The organism is Bacillus sp. NPDC077411 (genome assembly GCF_044543425.1).
GTDB classification, from domain to species: Bacteria; Bacillota; Bacilli; order Bacillales; family Bacillaceae_G; genus Bacillus_A; species Bacillus_A bruguierae.
Window position 1 is genome coordinate 21320 of sequence record NZ_JBITWA010000012.1, and the last position, 19984, is coordinate 41303.

Genomic DNA, 19984 nt, shown 5'->3' on the forward strand with positions numbered 1-19984 from the left:
ACCTAAAATTAATAAAAGCTTCATGAGAATAGCCCCCATTCATATTTATCTCTATCATTTTTATTATATCGAATTTTCTATCAATTTAGGTAATAAACTTTATAAAAGTTTGTGTATGATTTCATTTTGATTCGTATGAATGTTTAAGGACATCCTCGCATACTTTTATAATAATCCGCTTGAACAAGGAGATGGGGGAGGAGCTATAATGGATATTTTAAAGAAAATCGAACAGCACCGGGAAGCAGAAGAGCGTTTAAAGTGGGAAGGGACATTTGCTGACTATTTAGAAATTCTAAAAGAAAGACCATGGGTAGCACAAACAGCACATTCTCGTATTTATAATATGATAAAGGATGCTGGAATTGAAGAAGTAGATGGCAGAAGAAAATATAATTTCTTCAGTAATCAATTATTTGGGTTAGAAGAAGCATTAGAACGTCTTGTAGAAGAATATTTTCATCCATCTGCAAAACGATTAGACGTAAGAAAACGAATTTTATTATTAATGGGACCAGTTAGCGGCGGGAAATCTACATTAGTTACAATGTTAAAGCGTGGATTAGAGGCATATTCACATACTGATCGCGGTTCGGTTTTTGCAATAAAAGGTTGTCCCATGCATGAAGATCCGCTTCATCTTATTCCGCATCATTTACGTGATGATTTTTATGCAGAGTATGGAGTGCGGATTGAAGGGAATTTATCACCACTAAACTTAATGCGTTTAGAAAAAGAATACGGCGGCAGAATTGAAGATGTAATTGTCGAGCGTATTTTCTTCTCGGAAGATCGGAGAACGGGGATTGGAACATTTAGTCCATCTGATCCGAAATCACAAGATATTGCTGATTTAACAGGTAGTATCGATTTTTCTACTATTGCTGAATATGGTTCAGAATCTGATCCGCGTGCTTACCGTTTTGACGGGGAGTTAAATAAAGCAAACCGCGGAATGATGGAATTTCAAGAGATGTTAAAATGTGATGAAAAATTTTTATGGCATTTATTATCACTAACGCAAGAAGGAAATTTTAAAGCAGGTCGATTTGCATTAATCTCCGCAGATGAGCTAATTGTTGCTCATACGAATGAAACAGAATATCGTTCCTTTATTTCTAATAAGAAAAATGAAGCACTTCATTCACGGATTATTGTAATGCCAATTCCATATAATTTACGGGTAAGTGAAGAAGAGCATATTTATGAGAAGATGATTCATGAAAGTGATGTTTCTGATGTGCATATTGCACCGCATACATTTCGCGTTGCAGCGACGTTTACAATTTTAACGCGCTTAAAAGATCCGAAGCGGCCAGACATCGATTTAATTAAGAAAATGCGTTTATATGATGGTGAGATGGTGGAAGGATACAATTCTATTGATGTAGAAGAATTACAGCGGGAATATCAAGATGAAGGTATGAGTGGAATTGATCCGCGTTATGTAATAAACCGTATTTCTTCTACGATTATTCGTAAAGAAGTAGCGTCAATTAATGCCTTAGATGTATTACGTTCTTTAAAGGATGGATTAGATCAACATCCATCCATTAGTAATGAAGATCGTGAACGCTACATGAATTTCATTTCATTAGCGCGTAAAGAGTATGATGAAATTGCGAAGAAAGAAGTACAAAAAGCGTTTGTATATTCATATGAAGAATCAGCGAAGACACTTATGGATAATTATTTAGATAACGTAGAAGCATATTGCAATAAGTCGAAACTGCGTGACCCGTTAACTGGAGAAGAAATGAGTCCTGATGAAAAACTTATGCGTTCTATTGAAGAACAAATTGGTATTTCTGAAAACGCGAAGAAAGCGTTCCGTGAAGAAATTTTAATTCGCATTTCTGCATATGCTCGCAAAGGGAAGCGATTTGATTATAATTCGCATGAACGTCTTCGCGAGGCAATTCAGAAGAAATTATTCGCTGATTTGAAGGATGTTGTCAAAATTACGACGTCAACGAAAACACCGGATGAGAATCAATTGAAGAAAATTAATGATGTTGTAGCAAGGTTAATTGATGAACATGGCTACAATTCCACATCGGCAAACGAATTGCTCCGCTATGTAGGTAGCTTATTAAATCGATAATAGTCATAGTTGTAGAAAAAGAAAAGCTGTCTCTTATTTGAGGCAGTTTTTTTGTATCTTTTGTTCAACATATAAGTTACCGCTATGCAGAACAAAACATGCCCGCTACTTGCTTCCTTTGTTTAAAACATGGCAAGTGGCAGAAAAAGGCCCTGACCGCTTCTATGCATGGCCAGACGCTCTCGTCCTCCCTAAAAAGAAAAGGTTTTTTATGCCGTTTTTAACTGGAATTTATATATAGGTCATGCTTGTCCACTATGAATAAATTAAAATGCAATCTTATGAATTTATTTGTCAATTATTTTCACAATGAGCATATGATAGAGTAACCAACCATTCATACAGAAAAAAGTCAACACAATACAATATGTTGCCTAGCTGTAAAGTGTGCAACAATGCATTGTGTTTCTTTCTTAATTATGGAAGTGTATTTCTTCGTTGCTTATGTTCTAACTAAGAAGCTTATGTTTTAGGATGTATTTTAATGAAAGCATAAAAAACTATGTAAGGAGGGAAAGGAATGACAGAAGAAAATCAATCCAATTATACGATTTCACAGGAAAATTGGTCCCTCCATCGTAAAGGACATGATGATCAGCAACGTCATCAAGAAAAAGTACAAGAGGCAATAAAAAATAATTTACCAGACCTTGTTACAGAAGAAAGTATTATCATGTCCAATGGCAGGGATGTTGTAAAAATACCAATTCGTTCACTAGATGAATATAAAATTCGTTATAACTATGATAAAAATAAGCATGTTGGTCAAGGAACAGGTGATAGTAAAGTGGGTGATGTTGTAGCGAGGGATGGATCTAGCGGTCAAAAACAAAAAGGAGCAGGAAAAGGAAAAGGCGCAGGAGAATCGGCAGGAGAAGATTACTACGAGGCAGAAGTATCGATTTTAGAGCTTGAGCAAGCATTTTTTAAAGAGTTAGAGCTCCCTAATTTGAAGAGGAAAGAACTGGATGAAAATCGCATTGAACACATTGAATTTAACGACATTCGCAAAACGGGTCTTTGGGGGAACATTGATAAAAAACGGACGATGATGTCTGCGTATAAACGAAATGCAATGAGTGGCAATCCAACCTTTCATCCAATTAAACGAGAAGATTTAAAATTCCGTACGTGGAACGAAGTTTTGAAACCAGAATCAAAAGCTGTTGTGTTAGCAATGATGGATACGAGCGGTTCGATGGGCCTTTGGGAAAAATATATGGCTCGTAGCTTTTTCTTCTGGATGTCTCGCTTTTTACGTACAAAATATGAAACAGTTGATATTGAATTTATCGCACACCATACAGAAGCAAAAGTTGTCACAGAAGAAGAATTTTTCTCAAAAGGTGAAAGCGGTGGAACGATTTGTTCATCAGTATATAGAAAAGCATTAGAATTGATCGAAACAAAATATTCTCCAGACCGCTATAATATATACCCATTCCATTTCTCGGATGGGGATAATTTAACATCTGATAATGCACGTTGTGTCAAACTTGTGCAGGAGTTGATGAAAGTATCTAATATGTTTGGGTATGGAGAGGTGAACCAGTACAATCGCCACAGTACACTCATGTCAGCATATAAAAATGTGAAAGATGAGAAGTTTCGCTATTATATTTTAAAACAAAAAGCTGATGTGTTTCATGCGATGAAGAGCTTTTTCCGTGAAGAATCGAATGAAAAGATGGCTTGAACCCCTAAATACAGGGGTTTTTGTTTGTATGTGATTAAATAATAAACCATCTGTCGTATTATTTTCTTCTATTACAAAATCTTTCATATAATAAGAAAGTTACTCACCATATTTTGATTCTGTATTTAAAAGAAGTTCGTCTACAAAGTAACAGCCAAGTGGTAAATTATCGAGTAAGAGGCTATATAAATACAAATTAAAAAATCAACATAAAAACCCCTTTTCTTTTTTAGGAGGGCGAGAGCATCTGGCCGTACATAGAAGCGGTGAGGGCCTATTTCTGCCACATGCCAGGTTTAAAACAAAAGGAGAAGGCGAGTGGATTGTAAGAAAAAATTCCAATATATATATGACTTTACTTTTTGTGTAAAATTTTATATTATATAAATATATAATATAGTAGTTTATTTTCAGGAGGAGGCTGTCAACGTAGCTTTCTCCTGTTCTTTTTTGGAGTCTGCAGTATAAGGCTCTTTTTTCAAAAAACAAAATAACTGAAAATTAAGATAACAAAAAGGGGGGAGAATATATATTAAATAAGAACCTGTTAACAAGTTTCACTTATGTTGAAAGGAGTGAAGCAGTATGTTATTTAACTTTCCAATTGAAACAATCTATTTATATGGGCTTATTATAACTGCAGCTATTGCCATTCTTTATTTGCTTTTCGGTGACATTTTAGAATCCCTTTTTAGTATATCAAGCGGAGCCACTTCGCCTTTTACACTTTTATTTAGTTTTCTTGCGATGCTATGTGGATTTGGTTACATATTAGAATATATATTTCCATGGAGCAGTATTTCTATTTTTGTTATTTCTTTTTTTCTTGCACTTGTTGGTGTGATTACAATGAAAATGCTTGTTTTAGCTCCAATTTCTAAAGCGGAGCAAAATACAATGCACCGCATGGAAGAATTTATTGGTTGCAAGGGAGAAGTGATTATAACGATTCCGAAAGAAGGGCTAGGTGAGGTTTTGCTGGCTTCTCAATTTGGCAGTAATGCGATGCCAGCTAAGACGATAGGAAAGAAAGATATTTTACAAGGATCTTATGTCATTGTTGAGGCAGTGCAAGACGGTGTTTTACTTGTACAAAATTTAGCAATTTCTTTAAAGAAACCGAAATGATAAGGAGGAGTTACTATGGTTCCATTAATTATTGGTGGTGTTTTGTTAGCGATATTAGCTATTCTGATTTTAGTCTTTATTACGAAATATCGAACGGTTGGACCCGATGAAGCGTTGATTGTAACGGGAAGTGGTTTAGGAAGCGGGAAAAATGTTGTTACAACAGATGATGGCAAGAAGATTAAAATTATTCGCGGTGGCGGTACATTTGTTGTACCGATTATGCAACAAGCAGAACCTCTTAGCCTATTAAACTATAAGTTAGAAGTAGGAACACGTGATACATATACGAAGCAAGGTGTTCCGGTAACAGTAAATGGTGTTTCTATTATTAAGGTGGGTTCTACAATTGAGGAAGTATCAACAGCAGCAGAACAATATTTAGGAAAAGAAACAGAAGAACTGAAGGTAGAGGCAAAAGAAGTGTTAGAAGGACATTTACGAGCAATTCTTTCTTCGATGACAGTAGAAGACGCGTATAGTAACAGGGAACAGTTTGCCCAGAAAGTACATGAAGTTGCTTCTACTGATTTGAAAAAAATGGGACTGCGCATTGTATCATTTACGATTAAAGAAATTAGTGATAAAAATGGATATTTAGATGCGCTTGGTCAGCCGCAAATTGCGACGGTAAAACGTGATGCGCAAATTGCAAACGCAGAACGAGAAAAAGAAGCACGAATTGAGAAAGCGCGTGCCGAAAAAGAAGCAAAAGAAGCAGAGTATCAGCGTGATGCACAAATTGCTGAAGCAGAGAAACATAAAGAATTAAAGGTGCAATCATATAAAAGAGAACAAGAACAAGCACGTGCCGATGCGGACCTTTCCTATGAATTACAGCAAGCAAAGGCGCAGCAAGGTGTAACAGAAGAGCAAATGCGAGTGAAAATTATTGAGCGTGAAAAACAAATTGAATTAGAGGAAAAAGAAATTGCGCGTCGTGAAAAACAATACGATGCAGAAGTGAAGAAAAAAGCAGATGCTGATCGTTATGCAGTTGAGCAAGCGGCGGAAGCAGAAAAAGTGCAACAAATGAAACAAGCTGATGCCCAGCAATATAAAATTGAAGCAGAAGCAAAAGCGCGTGCAGAAGAAGTACGAGTAGAAGGTTTGGCGAAAGCCGAAATTGAAAAAGCACAAGGACAAGCAAAAGCAGAAGTACAAAAAGCACAAGGTACAGCAGAAGCAGATGTTATTAAACTGAAAGGTCTTGCTGAAGCGGAAGCAAAACAAAAAATTGCTGAAGCATTTGAACTATACGGCCAAGCAGCAATTATGGATATGGTATTGAAAATGTTACCAAGCTATGCGAAGGAGATTGCAAGCCCGCTTAGTAATATTGATAAAATTACTGTTGTGGATACCGGCGGCGGTGGAAAAAACAGCGGAGCTGGCAAAGTTGCAGGTTATGCGACTGACTTGATGGCAACGATGCAAGAAACTTTGAAGGCTTCTTCCGGTATTGATTTAAAAGAATTGCTGGAAAGTTTTGCGGAAAAAAGTACAACACAGCAACCTGTTAGTGAGAAGTCCGTTGTACAAGTAGGGGAAGAAAGTAAGAAGGAAAATAGTGAGCAGTAAAAAAATATATACGGGTTAAAAAACAATATAAAAATCCCCTTTCCTTTTAGGGGGACGAGAGCATCTGGCCGTGCATAGAAACGGTCAAGGCTTTTTCCTACTACATGCGATGTTTAAAACAAAAGTACAGGGCATGTTGTATTCGGTATAGCGACTTATATGTTGAAAAATAAAAATGGATTTATATAGTAAACCCTCTAGTGTGTCTAGAGGGTTTACTATTTTAGTATAGCTAACTAGAAAATGTAATACAATTCAAATCTTTTAAAATATAAAAGATCTGAAATAACAGTGATAGAATGGGTGAGGAAAATGAGATTTTGAATAGGAAAGCAAGGAGTAGAGCTCGTATGAAAGCAGTTATTGAAAGCATTTATAGCCCATGTAATGGAGTAGTAGAAGAAGTGTTAATTAATGAAAAGTCTTATGTATATGAATGGGAAAAGCTACTTATTATTAGAAATAATAAAGGGATATTAGAAGAAGCAGCGGTTGGGATTAGTGGAAATGTATTGTCTGTAGATGTAGTAGTTGGACAGGAAGTAGATACGAATACAATATTGTGTAAAGTAGAAGATGACTTGTTAATAACGGGCTGTGAATAAGTTTTATTTTATTAAAATATAAAAAAGACAAAAACGAGTATGTGTGTAGGTATACAAGTACTCGTTTTTTTTGTAATGAAAAATGATATACCGAAGGGTTCTATTTGTTGTTATCCATCAATATTTTTAATATTAATTAAAGATTGTTTTGTATGTATTTTTGTTATCATTTTTGATAATATAATCATAAGATGTAATAAAAGGGATAGGTGTAGATACATGAAAGAAAAAAAGATGGATATTCTGTTTCATCCGATCCGTTTTCAATTGATTCAAGAATTTATCGGAGGAGAGAAATTAACAGCAAAGCAGCTTGCAAAAAAGTTACCGCATATTCCACAAGCGACGTTATATCGCCACTTAGAAAAACTAACGACAGCACATATATTACAAGTTGCTCAGGAAACGCAAATACGAGGAACGGTTGAAAAGTTATATGCCTTGAATCACAGTATGGCCAGTGTTTCGCAAAAGGATTTACAAGACGTAACGAAAGAAGAACATATGCAATATTTTATGATGTTTGTCACCCATATTATGGCAAGTTTTAAAGATTACTTGCAGCAAGATCATGTAGATTTCGAAAAAGATGGAGTCGGATATCGGCAAGCAAGTTTTTATATGAGTGATGAGGAATTTAAAGAGTTTGCAGAGGAAATGAGTGGAGTATTTTTTAAAGCGATGGAGCGTAAACCATCTCCAGAGCGAAAGCGAAGAACGATTTCAACAATTATTATTCCTGAAAGAAATGGGAAGGGAGAATAAACAATATGGGGAAAGAATTGTTCGTTACAATTGAAAGTATAGTTTCACTTCAAGGAACGTTAACAATTCCAGCATATGATGCAGCAACATATCCAGCTATTTTACTTATTGGTGGAACGGGAAAAGGGGACCGGGATGGAAATGTTCGCGGTTTACCACTACGTTTATATAAAGACTTAGCGAACTATTTCACTTCGTTAGGATTTGCGACTTTTCGTTACGATAAGCGTGGTACGCATAAAAGTGAAGGGAATTATTATGAAACAGGTGTTACAGATTTAATTGATGATGGAGTTGCTTGTGTACGTTTTTTAAAGGAGCATCCACAAATTGATCCGAAGCGAATTGTAATTGTAGGTCATAGTGAAGGGGCTTTACTTGCGCCCGCTATTTATGTAAGAGAATCGGTGGCCAATTTGATTCTACTTAGCGGTGCGGCTGAACCTTCAAAAACATTACTGCCAAAACAAATGAAAATGGCAGTTAAAGAATTAGAAGCAGCATCCGGATTTCGAGGATGGCTATACCGTTTTTTAAAACTTCCACAACGTATGCAGAAACAAAATGAAGCAGTTATGGAAAAAATACAACAATCCTCAAAGCCTGTTATGCGAATTAAAGGAGTAAAGGTAAATGCAAAGTGGATACGTGAACAATTTCAATACAATGTCGTAGAGTATTTAGAGAGAGTTGAATGTCCTGTTTTAGCGATTACTGGAGATAAGGATATACAAGTACCGCCAGAGCAGGCAAGGGATATTGCGGAATATGCAGCAGGTGAGGCAGAGTGGCATATCATCCCTAATATGAACCACATTTTACGAGAAGTTGATAAAGATCATACAATGCTAGGGCTAATGAAAGAATATAAAGGGCTTGTGAATAAAGGGATTCAAGAGGAATTATTGAATGTTATGAAGGAATGGTTGGCAAAGTATAATCTTCCTTTTAAAAGTTAAGTTATTTTTGGCGGATTGTATGAAAAATACTGTTTTACAGGACGCAAAACAATTAAATTGTATGATTGCTGTAAAGATCAAAACATCAATCATACAAGAAGTATGTGGAAAAGACTAGCATCTAAATAGATGCTAGTCTTTTATTTTAATAATATCTTTCTAGTTAGAAAATTGCGATATTAATAAAGTCTCTCTATAATATAAATTAACTTTTATAAATTAGAAAGAAGGAAATACATATGAGAAGGACGCTTGTGATCAGTGATATTCATGGTGAACTAGAGAGATTTGAAATGTTATTAGAAAAAGTTGAATACACTTCAAAAGAGGATCAACTCATTTTGCTAGGAGATTATGTAGATCGTGGTCCGAATGCTAAAGAAGTAATTGAAAAAGTGATGCAATTAAAAGAAGCCGGCGCATTTGTCTTAAAAGGGAATCATGAAGATATGATGATAAAAGCTTTAACGACAGAGGAAGAAAAGTTTTGGAATCATTGGGTAAAGAGAAATGGAGGGAATCAAACGTTACATAGCTACGGTTTTTCTGAAAGTGATATTGCTGTAAATGAAGAGGAATTTATAAGACCGCAGTTACATTCTGAAGTGTTAGAGAAACATTTAGAATTTATCCAAGGATTAGACCACTATATTGAAACAGATGAGTACATTTTTGTTCATGCGGGCGTACAACCAATGACACCTATTTCTGAAACAGATGCGCATACATTGATGTGGATTAGAAATGAGTTTCATAATGGATATAATGGTGAGAAGACCGTTGTCTTTGGGCATACAGAAACGAAACTTCTTCATGGTGATAACGAGAATTTTGGCGTGTATTTTGGCGAAAATCGTATCATTGGTATTGATGGCGGGGCTGTATACGGCGGCCAGCTGAACTGTTTAGAATTGCCAGGTCAAAAAGTATATTCAGTGAAATAAGAAAGATCCAGCTATTAATGTAGGAAAGCAAAAGAGATAAGGGATTAAAACAATGATGAAACCTTATCTCTTTTTTGTGACTGTAAGGAAAATACTATGTTTTGCTACTTTCTTTTACATGCGTTCGGTTGCTAATTTTGGTTTTACTTCTTTTTCTGGCAGGGTCAAAAAAATGACTCATTCAACCAGATAATCGAAACAATAGCTGCTACGAGTGGTTCAATACTGGATAAAATGCTCGTTTCTGTTGCAGATAAATATTTTAGACTACCGATATAGAGAAGAAAAGAAAGTGTGCCACTTATAATGATAAGAATAAGTATAGAAAATGTACTTATCGTTAATGTATTTGCTATATGCTGAAAATGGAATTCTTGATTATATAGAAACAAGGAAATTCCTCCGAGTAACATCCCCAAACCAACGATTACCGATGTCCCCCACTGTTTAATAAGAGAAGCAGGATGGAGCGTGTAAAAAGCAAAGCCGATTGCTGTTAAAATACCAAATACTATTGCTTGTTTAGAAAGAATAATATTTTCAATTGATCCGTTGGTAATAAGAAAATACGTACCCGCTAATGCAGCTATGATTGCTATGAATTGCATAGTGGAAGGAAGTCTTTTGTGCTGCAGCGCAACGTAAATAGTAATAAGAACTGAACCAAGAAATTGAGGAAGCAGTTCAATTGCTTGGAAAATCATGGTTTAGTTGAAGGTATAGGAAAAGGGACTTTTACAAACAAGTCCCTTTTCCCTATTTGTTTTCTTCATGTAAAAACAACACCATATGCTCTTCATCCCAATATTGGTTATTATATTTTAACGAACGTTCTTGTACGCCAAATGTTTTAAAGCCTAACGATTCATAGAGCTTTTTTGCACCTTCGTTGCCAACGACAACATCAAGCATAAGTTGTTCTACTTCTAATTCTTTTGCTTTTTCAATTGTTGCTTGCATAAGTGCTTTCCCAGCGCCCATTCCACGCGCTTTTGGAGAGACATAAACAGAACCAATTTTCGCTTTATGTTCTTGCTTTAAAAATGATTTTGTTTCTAAAGTTGCCACGCCAATTAAATCGTCGTCTTTAAAAGCACCGAGCGTATAATTTTCATTTTGGTCTAATATTTGCGCTTTATATTCAACAGGATCTTCCTTATTAATAATATCTTCATAAGAAGAACTGAACGCTTCTGGATTTTGTTTTAATCCCTCGACACGAAGTGCTAAATAAATTTCTGCATCTTTTTTCGTTAATACACGAATTTCCAATTGTATCGTCCTCCAATTCTTTGGTGGTAATGCTATATTTTATATTAAAATCATCATACTTTCAAAAAATAGGCTCGATATATAAATCCATTTTAATATTTCTACATGAAAGCCACTGCTATGGAGAAACAAGTAGCCTGCGCTTGTTTTCTCTCTTTGTTTGAAACCTCGCCCGTGGCAGGAAAAGGTCCTGCCCGCTACTACGCATGGCCAGATGCTCTCGTCTATCTAAAAAGAAAAGGGTTTATATGTTGATGTTTCAATGGGTATTTATATATAAAATCCATTTTAATTTTTTAACATAAAAGCCACTGCTATGGAGAAACAAGTGGTCTGTACTCGTTTGCTCCCTTTGTTTTAACCCTTGTCCGTGGCAGGAAAAGGCCCTGCCCGCTACTACGCATGACCAGATGCTCTCGCCCATCTAAAAAGAAAACGGTTTTTATGTTGATTTTTAAAATTTTATATATAAATAAAAATAGCTATTTGATAGGCAATTCTATAGTAAATGTAGTTCCGATTCCGACTTCGCTTGTTACATGTATAGAACCACCATGTAATTCTACAATTTCTTTTGCAACAGCTAAACCAATACCTTTTCCGCCAGTTGCTCGTGTTCGAGATTTATCAACTCGATAGAAGCGGTCAAAAATATGTGGTAAGTCTTCACTTGGAATTCCTTCTCCTTCATCTTGTACTTGTATAAGAAAAGTATGCTCCTTTTTTAATACAAGTACTGTAATATGAGAATTTTCGTGGGAATGCTGATATGCATTATGTAATAAATTTAGCATGACTTGCTCCATGCGACGGTCATCTATGCAAGCATATAAATCTTCTTGGCAATATAAAGAGATATCTATTTGCTTTTTTTTAAGAGATGGTTTTATTTTTTCAACCATACGCTCGGCGAATGGTAACAGTACGATTGACTGTTTCTTTATCGTAAATTGGTGTTGTTCAAGCTGCGCAAGTTCAAATAAGTCTTGTACAAGTTCAGTAATATTTTCAGTTTCTTCTTCAATGATTTGTAAATATTCTTCTCGTTCTTCTTTAGATAAAGACTCTCTTTTTGCAACTTTTGTGTATCCTTTTACATATGTAAGCGGGGTTAGCAATTCATGTGCAACGCTTGCAAGAAACTCGTTTCGTTCTTTTTTCATGTATGTTAACTCACTAGAAAGCCGTTCAATTGTTTCTGCTAAGCTTCCTAATTCATCTTTACTTTTAATACCTAAAGTAATAGGCTCATTTTGTTTCATCATTTTTTCAGTTGCTCGCTTCATTTTAATAAGTGGGTTTGTAATGACCCTTGAAAATAAAAATACTAAAATTGTTGTGAGAGCTACTGTTAATGCACCAACGGTAACAAATTGTTTTGTTAATCGAAAAATCATTTCTTTTATAGATGTAGTTTCTAAAAACATATGGACATAGCCAATTACTACTCCATATTTCACAATAGGGCTAACTGTTGAAATATATTTTGATTCTTTCCAGCGATCTTCTGTTATCATTCCATCCCTAGGAATGTACGTAATTTTTTGTTCAAGTTGTTTGCGCATGTCTTTTGTAACGGCATCAGAGGAATCTATAATGTGACCTGTTGCATCTGTTATGACAAGTTTTGTATGAGCAGGAGAATTAGATTCCATCGCTGCTACACGTTCAAAAATTCCTTCTCTATAGCGTTTTTCTATAATGTTACAATACCAATTTCCTTTTTCTAATAAGGCCGTAGTTTCTTCGTTTACACGCATTTGTGCTAGTGTTGTATGAAAAGATACAAATAGTACGGATTCAATGCAAAAAGCTAATAATAAAAAGTACGTCCCAAGCTTTATAGAAAGTTTATTCATTATGATTCACAACCTTTTCCTGTACTAACAGGCAGTAAGCTCTCTACCGTAAAGTTATGAAGAAACAACGAAATTCGATAGAAGAAAAACTACTATATAAATACAAATAAAAAATCGACATAAAAACCCTCTTTCTTTTTAAGCGGGCGAGAGCATCTGGCCATGCATAGAAACGGTCAAGACCTTTTCCTGCCACATGAAAGGTTTAAAACAAAAGAAGAAGGCAAGTAGCGGTCATGTTGTATTCTGCATAGCCGCTGGAGCTGGATCTTAAAGAAAAGCGGAGCCGACTGTTTAAGCCCATTGGCTAAGGTTCTTTCACACAGAAGGTGTTTTTTACCTTCTTGCATGGAAGATTCTTAGACATGAGGGCTTAGGAGGCAGAGCTAGACAAAGCTGTCGAAAAATTAAAATGAATATATATAGTATATGCCTGATTAGTTGAACTTTATTTTTATCCCGCTACTTTAGGGCAGTAAGACTCCCGCCTCAAGATTCTGAAAAAACATTGTCCAGCTCCAGTGGCTAGAATGTTCGGTGGCTTCGCTTCTTCCTACGAGGCAAAAAACCCCTCTACGTCAGAAGCTCCATCCTCCTCACATTCTGAACGAGCCACTTCCGCTTTTCTTAAGAAGATAGGTGGGAGATAACTACCCGTAAGAGCCTGATTAGGTGGGCTTTCCATCAGTGGGGGATGAAGAAAAACCCCCACTGATGGAAGTTTCACTTTATGAAGATTCACCTTTCCATTTGTAACCTATTTTATAAACAGTTTCTAGGTAATCTTCGATAGGAAATCCTGCTTTTCGAAGCTTTTCACGTATATTACGAATGTGAGAATCAACGGTACGATATTCAATATCTGTTTGAAATCCCCATATTATTTCAATAAGTTCATCACGGCTATAAGCACGGTTTATATTTTGTAAAAAGAGTCCAAGTAAGGAAAACTCAATTGGCGTAAGAGAGAGTTTTTCATTATATACAGTTACGGTATGTCTAGTTTTATCCCATTCAATGCCGTTAAAGTTTACAAATCCCTCTTTCTTCGTACGGCGGAGTACAGCTTCTATACGAGCAATTAATACTTGCTCATCAAATGGTTTTGTAATATAGTCGTCAGCGCCTAATGTAAGCCCCTTCACCATGTCATAATTTTGATTACGCGCTGTTAGCATAATAATGGGGACGTTACTTATTTGGCGAATTTGAAAGCAAGCCTCCCAGCCGTCCATTTTTGGCATCATCACGTCTAGCAAAATAAGATCAAATTCTTTTTGCTGAACGAGTTCAAGAGCATCTTGTCCTGATGTTACTTTCATACAAAAATGTCCACGTGGGCTTAAGAATAAATCTAATAAGCGAAGCATGCGTTCTTCGTCATCCACTAATAATAGTTTTGCCATAACGATGTACACCTCAAGTTTTCATTATTTATGTTTATCCTGTATTAAGAGTTAGAAGGAAAAGGTAAGAGAATCAAACTCTCACTAATAGAAGTTTCCTTTATATTATTCTACATGAACTTTATAAAAAACACTGTTCATATGGTAAAGAAAAGGATAATTGCCATAAAAAATGCACTACTTTTGCACATTTTTTTTTTATAATAAGCAATGTAGCAGCACAAAAATACCCTATGTTGCGACATAACGTCATGTCATTTTGATTTCAAAATGACAAATTCCATTCTATTGTGTACGTGAGATAGAGAACATTTTTCGTATTCACCTCGCATCGGATAAGAAAAATTTCTATCTCACGGCTTTTTTTTGAATGTAGATAAAGGGGATTTGGATAGTGAACAAAAAAGACCTTGAAAAGCAGAAACAAGAACGAAATGTAGTTATAATCTGCATTGCGGTATCAATGATGATTATCGTTGTTTGTGCTAGAAAGTTTTTTTGGTTGTTATAAAATAAATTGATTTGTTATAGATAAAAAGCCTCACACCGATTGTGTGAGGCTTTTGTAATGTAAAAATAATGATACATGAGAAACACCCACTTCAAGATTTGCAGGAGAGTGGGTGATTTTATGTTAAAAGAAGATTTAAGCATTGAGAAATAACATCATATGCTCTTCATCCCAATATTGTCCGTTATATTTTAAAGCACGTTCTTCTACACCAAATGTTTGGAACCCCAGTGATTCATATAGTTTCTTTGCCGGTTTATTTCCGGAAACCACATTAAGCATAATTTGTTCTATATCTAATCTAGGGGCATTTTCAATGATAGTTTCAATTAACGCTCTTCCAGCACCAAGACCGCGTGCTTTTGGAGAAACATATACAGAGCCAATTTTCGCCTTATGCTCTTGTTTGACAAGTGGTTTTATTTCAAGAGTGGCAATACCGATTAATTCATCTTCTTGAAAAGCACCTATCGTAAACTTTTCAGGGTTATCTAACCGTTTTGCAATGGCAGCAACGGGATCTTTTTGTTTCATAATATCTTCATAAGAGGAACCAAATGCTTCTGGATTTTGAGTTAATCCTTCTATGCAAAGCGGTAAATATATATCTGCATCTTCTTTTGTTAATACACGAATGTTCATATCAGTTACCCTCCTAATGGTTTTTATGTAATGAAATTATATATTAACTTTATTAACTATTCAATAGATATATATGTTACATTTTTATAACTATACGTGTATAAGTAAAAAAGTGACATGAAAACCCTCTTTCTTTTTTAGGGATGGAGAGAGCAACTGGCCGTGCATAGAAACGATCAGTGCCCTTTTCTGCCACGTGCCATGTTTTAAACAAAGGGAGCTAGACAAAGATGTCGAAAAATAAAATGAATTTATATCAAAAGATTTCTCATACGAGAAACCTTTTGGTCGCTTTATTTACGTTTACTGATACCCTTCAATTCGCTCTGGGTGCGTGTAAATATTACAAGAATCACCACGAATAAAGCCAACGACAGTAATTCCTAAATCATGAGCAAGTTCTAGAGCTAATTTTGTCGGAGCGGATTTTGATAGGACAATTTCACAGCCGATTTTTGCAACTTTAAGTAAGATTTCAGATGAAATGCGTCCGCTAAAGGCAATTACTTTTCCTGTTATCGAAATGTTGTTCCGTAAGCAATAACCGTAAATTTTGTCTAAAGCATTGTGACGACCAATATCCATTCGTGAAACGAGAATTTGTTTTTTATCACATAATGCGGTGTTATGTACACCACCTGTTTCTTGGAAAGTAGTAGAGGATTGCTGCAGATCATTCATGAGGCGAAAGCAATCTTCAGGTCCCAAGGTAATCTGAATATCGTGCATCGTTTTGGCTTTTGCCGCATCATTTACAAAGACAAAGCCTTGTCTGCTTTTCCCGCAGCACGATGTCACGTATCGTTTGTTATAGCAAGTTTGATAGAGTGGATTTGTTTGCGTTGTTGTGACATGCGCAAATCCTTTTTCTTTTTGGATCCATAATTGTTCAATATGTTTATAGGAAGGAATAATACCTTCTGATACTAAGAAACCAACGACCATATCTTCAACATGATCAGGTGTACAGACAATTGTTACATATTCTTCACCGTTTAGTTTAATTGTAAGTGGATATTCTGTTACAACCTCATCATCCTTTTGATGAAATGTCCCACCTTGGTAACGAACCATTGTATATGTGCTTTGAACAGACTCCATACGATTTTCCCCTTTATCAATTATTCTCCCATGTTTATCATAAGCCAATAAAAAAAGAAAAGCATGCGTTTTATATATATCCATTTTAATTTTTCGACAGATAGATTGCAGCTATGCAGAAAAAACATGGCCTCCTACTTGCTTGCTCCTTTTGTTTTAAACCATGCATGTGGCAGAAACAAGCCCTGACCGCTACTATGCATGGCCAGATGCTCTCGTCGCCCAAAAAAAGAAAGGGTTTTTTAAGTCATTTTTTCATTTTGTACTTCCATACATTCCTTGGTTATTATTTGTATTCTACGATATAATAGAATCGTAGTCATATACATCAATTGTAAGCTTATTTTATACATCAAGAATCTACTTCTAAGAACAGTTTTTTTTGTTTTGAAAAAGAGCGTATAGCAACATCGTTTTGAAAAAGTATTCAAAATGTGTTGTATGGTTGGTTGTAAGGAGAGGGTAAAGATGTCGGAACACAAAATTCGTGTAACTGTCGATGGTACAGAGTATATTTCATCTAGTAAGAAAACGATATTGCAGTTATTAAACGAAAGAGAACTTGAACACCCGCAAATTTGTCACGTACCAGAAGTAGATCCAATTCAGACATGTGATACATGTATTGTTGAAGTAAACGGAAAGTTGATACGCGCTTGTTCAACAAACCTTGAAGAAGGTATGCATATTGAAAGAAAATCGAAGCGAGCGGTTGAAGCCCAAACAGAGGCGATGGATCGCTTACTTGAAAATCATTTATTATATTGTACTGTTTGTGATAATAATAACGGAAATTGTAAAGTCCATAATACAGTGCATATGATGGGAATTGAAGAACAGAAATATCCGTACGAACCGAAAGTAAGCGCTTCGGAAGTGGATATGTCCCATCCGTTTTATCGTTACGATCCAAATCAATGTATTGCATGTGGTCAATGTGTAGAAGTGTGTCAAAACCTACAAGTAAATGAAACTATATCCATTGATTGGAGCTTAGATCGCCCGCGTGTCATTTGGGATGACGGCGTAGCAATTAATGATTCCTCTTGTGTAAGTTGTGGACAATGTGTAACGGTTTGTCCATGTAATGCCTTAATGGAAAAATCGATGCTTGGAGAAGCTGGTTTTATGACCGGGCTAAAACAAGATGTATTAAATCCAATGATTGATTTTGTGAAAGATGTAGAACCGGGTTATAGCAGTATTTTAGCTGTTTCGGAAGTAGAGGCAGCGATGCGTAAAACGAAAATCAATAAAACGAAAACCGTTTGTACGTTTTGTGGTGTCGGATGTTCATTTGAAGTGTGGACGAAAGATCGTCACATTTTAAAAGTACAACCGTCATCGGATGCGCCGGTAAACGGAATTTCAACGTGTGTAAAAGGGAAATTTGGGTGGGATTTTGTAAATAGTGAAGAACGTATTACAAAGCCGCTTATCCGTAAAGGAGACATGTTTGTTGAAGCAACTTGGGAAGAGGCACTAGAAGTTGTTGCAGCAAATATGAGTCATATTAAAGAGCGATACGGCAGTGATGCTTTTGGATTTATTTCTTCCTCTAAAGTAACGAATGAAGAAAATTATGTAATGCAAAAGTTAGCGCGCCAAGTATATGGGACAAATAATGTGGACAACTGTTCTCGCTACTGTCAATCACCAGCAACAGATGGTTTATTTAAAACAGTAGGCATGGGCGGTGATGCAGGAACAATTAAAGATATTGCAGAGGCAGGACTTATCATTATTGTTGGAGCAAATCCGACAGAAGGTCATCCAGTTCTTGCAACGCGTGTGAAACGCGCCCATAAACTGCATGAGCAAAAATTAATTGTGGCTGATTTACGTAAGCATGAAATGGCAGAGCGTGCCGATCTGTTTGTTCACCCAAGTCAAGGTACAGATTACGTTTGGCTAGCAGGTGTAACAAAATATATTATTGATCAAGATTGGCATGATAAAGCATTTCTAGCTGAAAACGTAAAGAACTTTGATGAATATAAAACAATGTTAGAGAAGTATACGCTTGATTATACAGAAAGTGTAACGGGCATTTCGAAAGATACATTAATAGAAATGGCAAAAATGATTCGTGATGCAGATGGCACATGTATACTTTGGGGTATGGGAGTGACGCAAAATACAGGTGGAAGTACGACATCAGCTGCAATCTCTAATTTACTTCTTGTAACAGGGAACTATCGTCGTTCTGGTGCAGGAGCATACCCGCTGCGCGGACATAATAACGTACAAGGTGCTTGTGATATGGCAACATTACCAAACTGGCTGCCTGGTTACCAAGCAATATCCGATGATGCACTGCGCGCGAAATTTGAAAGAGCATACGGCGTTTCGATTCCGAAAGAACCAGGATTAAATAACATTGCGATGCTGATTGCTGCAGAAGCAGGGAAATTACGTGGTATGTATGTGATGGGAGAAGAAATGGCATTAGTCGATTCTAACGCGAATCATGTGCAGCACATTTTAGAAAATCTTGATTTCCTTGTTGTGCAAGATATGTTTTTAACGAAGACAGCTCGTTTTGCAGATGTCATTTTACCAGCAGCGCCAAGTTTAGAAAAAGAAGGAACATTTACGAATACAGAACGTCGTATTCAGCGTTTATACGAAGTTATGCCGCCGCTTGGTGATTCAAAACCAGACTGGTGGATTCTTCAAAAGGTAGCTCGTGCATTAGGTGCAAATTGGAACTATGAACATCCAAGTGAAATTATGGATGAAATCGCATCACTTGCTCCTTTATATTCCCAGGCAACATATGATCGTTTAGAAGGATGGAACAGTTTATGCTGGGGTAGTCATGACGGCAGTGATACACCATTATTATATGTAGATGGATTTAATTTTCCTGATAAAAAGGCACGTCTATCACTTGATGAATGGGTACCGCCAGTCGAGGCACCAGAAGAATATGATTTATTATTAAATAATGGCCGCATGCTCGAACATTTCCATGAGGGGAATATGACAAAGAAATCGGCAGGTATTTTATCGAAAATGTCAGAGGTGTTTGTTGAGATATCACCAGAACTAGCGATGGAGCGAAATGTGAAGGATGGAAGTCTTGTAGAACTTGCATCACCATTTGGAAAAATAAAAGTTCCAGCGCTTGTTACAGATCGTGTAACTGGAAATGAACTATATTTACCGATGCATGCAACAGTAAATGAAGAAGCAATTAATATTTTAACAGGAACGGCAACTGATCTTTATACATGTACACCAGCATATAAACAAACGCGTGTCAAAATGCGTGTGCTGCGTGAAAAAGGAAATCGTCCACTTCCTGCTTCCAACCCGCGAAATAAAAAGCGCCATCCGCAAAATGGTGTCGAAGTGCAGAAGAAATGGCAACGAAAACAATATGTATCACTTGTGGATGAAAAATAG

Annotated in this window: 14 protein-coding genes and 2 pseudogenes; 9 read left to right on the forward strand and 7 right to left on the reverse strand. The window is 36.1% G+C overall.

Annotation, left to right across the window (positions count from 1 at the left end):
* Positions 1-208: 208 nt before the first annotated feature.
* Together ACIGHG_RS15760 and yhbH are read left to right on the forward strand one after the other, a co-directional pair.
* A complete protein-coding gene (locus ACIGHG_RS15760) occupies positions 209-2104 on the forward strand; it encodes a PrkA family serine protein kinase (protein ID WP_090918788.1) in 1896 nt (631 codons plus the stop codon).
* A gap of 520 nt (positions 2105-2624) precedes the next feature.
* The gene (yhbH, locus tag ACIGHG_RS15765; RefSeq protein ID WP_396549325.1) at positions 2625-3800 is read left to right on the forward strand and encodes a sporulation protein YhbH; all 1176 of its coding nucleotides are present in this window, start codon (positions 2625-2627) and stop codon (positions 3798-3800) included.
* A gap of 24 nt (positions 3801-3824) precedes the next feature.
* On the opposite strand, the pseudogene ACIGHG_RS15770 reads toward yhbH, so the two are convergent.
* Positions 3825-3989, reverse strand: a pseudogene (locus ACIGHG_RS15770) (S-adenosylmethionine decarboxylase related protein); the annotation flags it as partial.
* 396 nt (positions 3990-4385) lie between these two features.
* Here ACIGHG_RS15770 and ACIGHG_RS15775 point away from each other — a divergent pair.
* The 6 genes from ACIGHG_RS15775 (at position 4386) to ACIGHG_RS15800 (ending at position 9782) form a co-directional block, all read left to right on the forward strand.
* Positions 4386-4928, forward strand: a complete 543-nt coding sequence (locus ACIGHG_RS15775) for an NfeD family membrane protein (RefSeq protein ID WP_396549327.1) — start codon at positions 4386-4388, stop codon at positions 4926-4928.
* A 15-nt stretch (positions 4929-4943) separates the two neighbouring features.
* Entirely contained in the window at positions 4944-6509 is a 1566-nt protein-coding gene (locus tag ACIGHG_RS15780; protein WP_396549328.1) for a flotillin lipid rafts scaffold protein FloT, read from the forward strand.
* A gap of 350 nt (positions 6510-6859) precedes the next feature.
* The gene (locus tag ACIGHG_RS15785) at positions 6860-7114 is read left to right on the forward strand and encodes a hypothetical protein (RefSeq protein WP_396549330.1); all 255 of its coding nucleotides are present in this window, start codon (positions 6860-6862) and stop codon (positions 7112-7114) included.
* A 219-nt stretch (positions 7115-7333) separates the two neighbouring features.
* On the forward strand, positions 7334-7879 hold the full coding sequence (locus ACIGHG_RS15790) for a helix-turn-helix domain-containing protein (RefSeq protein WP_396549332.1): 546 nt from the start codon (positions 7334-7336) through the stop codon (positions 7877-7879).
* A 5-nt stretch (positions 7880-7884) separates the two neighbouring features.
* Positions 7885-8838, forward strand: a complete 954-nt coding sequence (locus ACIGHG_RS15795) for an alpha/beta hydrolase family protein (protein WP_396549333.1) — start codon at positions 7885-7887, stop codon at positions 8836-8838.
* A 239-nt stretch (positions 8839-9077) separates the two neighbouring features.
* A complete protein-coding gene (locus tag ACIGHG_RS15800; protein WP_396549335.1) occupies positions 9078-9782 on the forward strand; it encodes a metallophosphoesterase family protein in 705 nt (234 codons plus the stop codon).
* Positions 9783-9896: 114 nt separating this feature from the next.
* Here ACIGHG_RS15800 and ACIGHG_RS15805 read toward each other — a convergent pair.
* The 6 genes and pseudogenes from ACIGHG_RS15805 to fdhD all read right to left on the reverse strand — a co-directional run.
* Positions 9897-10456 (reverse strand): annotated as a pseudogene (locus ACIGHG_RS15805) (EamA family transporter); the annotation flags it as partial.
* An 82-nt stretch (positions 10457-10538) separates the two neighbouring features.
* Complete coding sequence (locus ACIGHG_RS15810) at positions 10539-11054, reverse strand: GNAT family N-acetyltransferase (RefSeq protein ID WP_090918824.1); 516 nt, start codon at positions 11052-11054, stop codon at positions 10539-10541.
* Between the two features lie 482 nt (positions 11055-11536).
* A complete protein-coding gene (locus ACIGHG_RS15815) occupies positions 11537-12913 on the reverse strand; it encodes a HAMP domain-containing sensor histidine kinase (protein WP_396549337.1) in 1377 nt (458 codons plus the stop codon).
* 728 nt (positions 12914-13641) lie between these two features.
* Entirely contained in the window at positions 13642-14319 is a 678-nt protein-coding gene (locus tag ACIGHG_RS15820; RefSeq protein WP_336473674.1) for a response regulator transcription factor, read from the reverse strand.
* 646 nt (positions 14320-14965) lie between these two features.
* Complete coding sequence (locus ACIGHG_RS15825) at positions 14966-15472, reverse strand: GNAT family N-acetyltransferase (protein ID WP_336473675.1); 507 nt, start codon at positions 15470-15472, stop codon at positions 14966-14968.
* A gap of 303 nt (positions 15473-15775) precedes the next feature.
* Entirely contained in the window at positions 15776-16573 is a 798-nt protein-coding gene (fdhD, locus tag ACIGHG_RS15830) for a formate dehydrogenase accessory sulfurtransferase FdhD (RefSeq protein WP_396549339.1), read from the reverse strand.
* Between the two features lie 468 nt (positions 16574-17041).
* On the opposite strand from fdhD, the gene fdhF reads away from it, so the two are divergent.
* Positions 17042-19984 carry a formate dehydrogenase subunit alpha gene (gene fdhF, locus ACIGHG_RS15835; RefSeq protein ID WP_396549341.1) on the forward strand — a complete coding sequence of 981 codons (2943 nt, stop codon included), beginning with the start codon at positions 17042-17044 and terminating at the stop codon, positions 19982-19984.

Excerpts from the sequence above, each read along its gene's own strand:
- ACIGHG_RS15825 (WP_336473675.1), bottom strand. The coding sequence starts at position 15,472 with ATGAACATTCGTGTATTAACAAAAGAAGATGCAGATATATATTTACCG.
- fdhF (WP_396549341.1), top strand. The coding sequence starts at position 17,042 with ATGTCGGAACACAAAATTCGTGTAACTGTCGATGGTACAGAGTATATT.
- ACIGHG_RS15790 (WP_396549332.1), top strand. The coding sequence starts at position 7,334 with ATGAAAGAAAAAAAGATGGATATTCTGTTTCATCCGATCCGTTTTCAA.
- ACIGHG_RS15785 (WP_396549330.1), top strand. The coding sequence starts at position 6,860 with ATGAAAGCAGTTATTGAAAGCATTTATAGCCCATGTAATGGAGTAGTA.
- ACIGHG_RS15820 (WP_336473674.1), bottom strand. The coding sequence starts at position 14,319 with ATGGCAAAACTATTATTAGTGGATGACGAAGAACGCATGCTTCGCTTA.
- ACIGHG_RS15800 (WP_396549335.1), top strand. The coding sequence starts at position 9,078 with ATGAGAAGGACGCTTGTGATCAGTGATATTCATGGTGAACTAGAGAGA.
- ACIGHG_RS15795 (WP_396549333.1), top strand. The coding sequence starts at position 7,885 with ATGGGGAAAGAATTGTTCGTTACAATTGAAAGTATAGTTTCACTTCAA.
- fdhD (WP_396549339.1), bottom strand. The coding sequence starts at position 16,573 with ATGGAGTCTGTTCAAAGCACATATACAATGGTTCGTTACCAAGGTGGG.
- ACIGHG_RS15780 (WP_396549328.1), top strand. The coding sequence starts at position 4,944 with ATGGTTCCATTAATTATTGGTGGTGTTTTGTTAGCGATATTAGCTATT.
- ACIGHG_RS15815 (WP_396549337.1), bottom strand. The coding sequence starts at position 12,913 with ATGAATAAACTTTCTATAAAGCTTGGGACGTACTTTTTATTATTAGCT.
- ACIGHG_RS15760 (WP_090918788.1), top strand. The coding sequence starts at position 209 with ATGGATATTTTAAAGAAAATCGAACAGCACCGGGAAGCAGAAGAGCGT.
- ACIGHG_RS15775 (WP_396549327.1), top strand. The coding sequence starts at position 4,386 with ATGTTATTTAACTTTCCAATTGAAACAATCTATTTATATGGGCTTATT.
- yhbH (WP_396549325.1), top strand. The coding sequence starts at position 2,625 with ATGACAGAAGAAAATCAATCCAATTATACGATTTCACAGGAAAATTGG.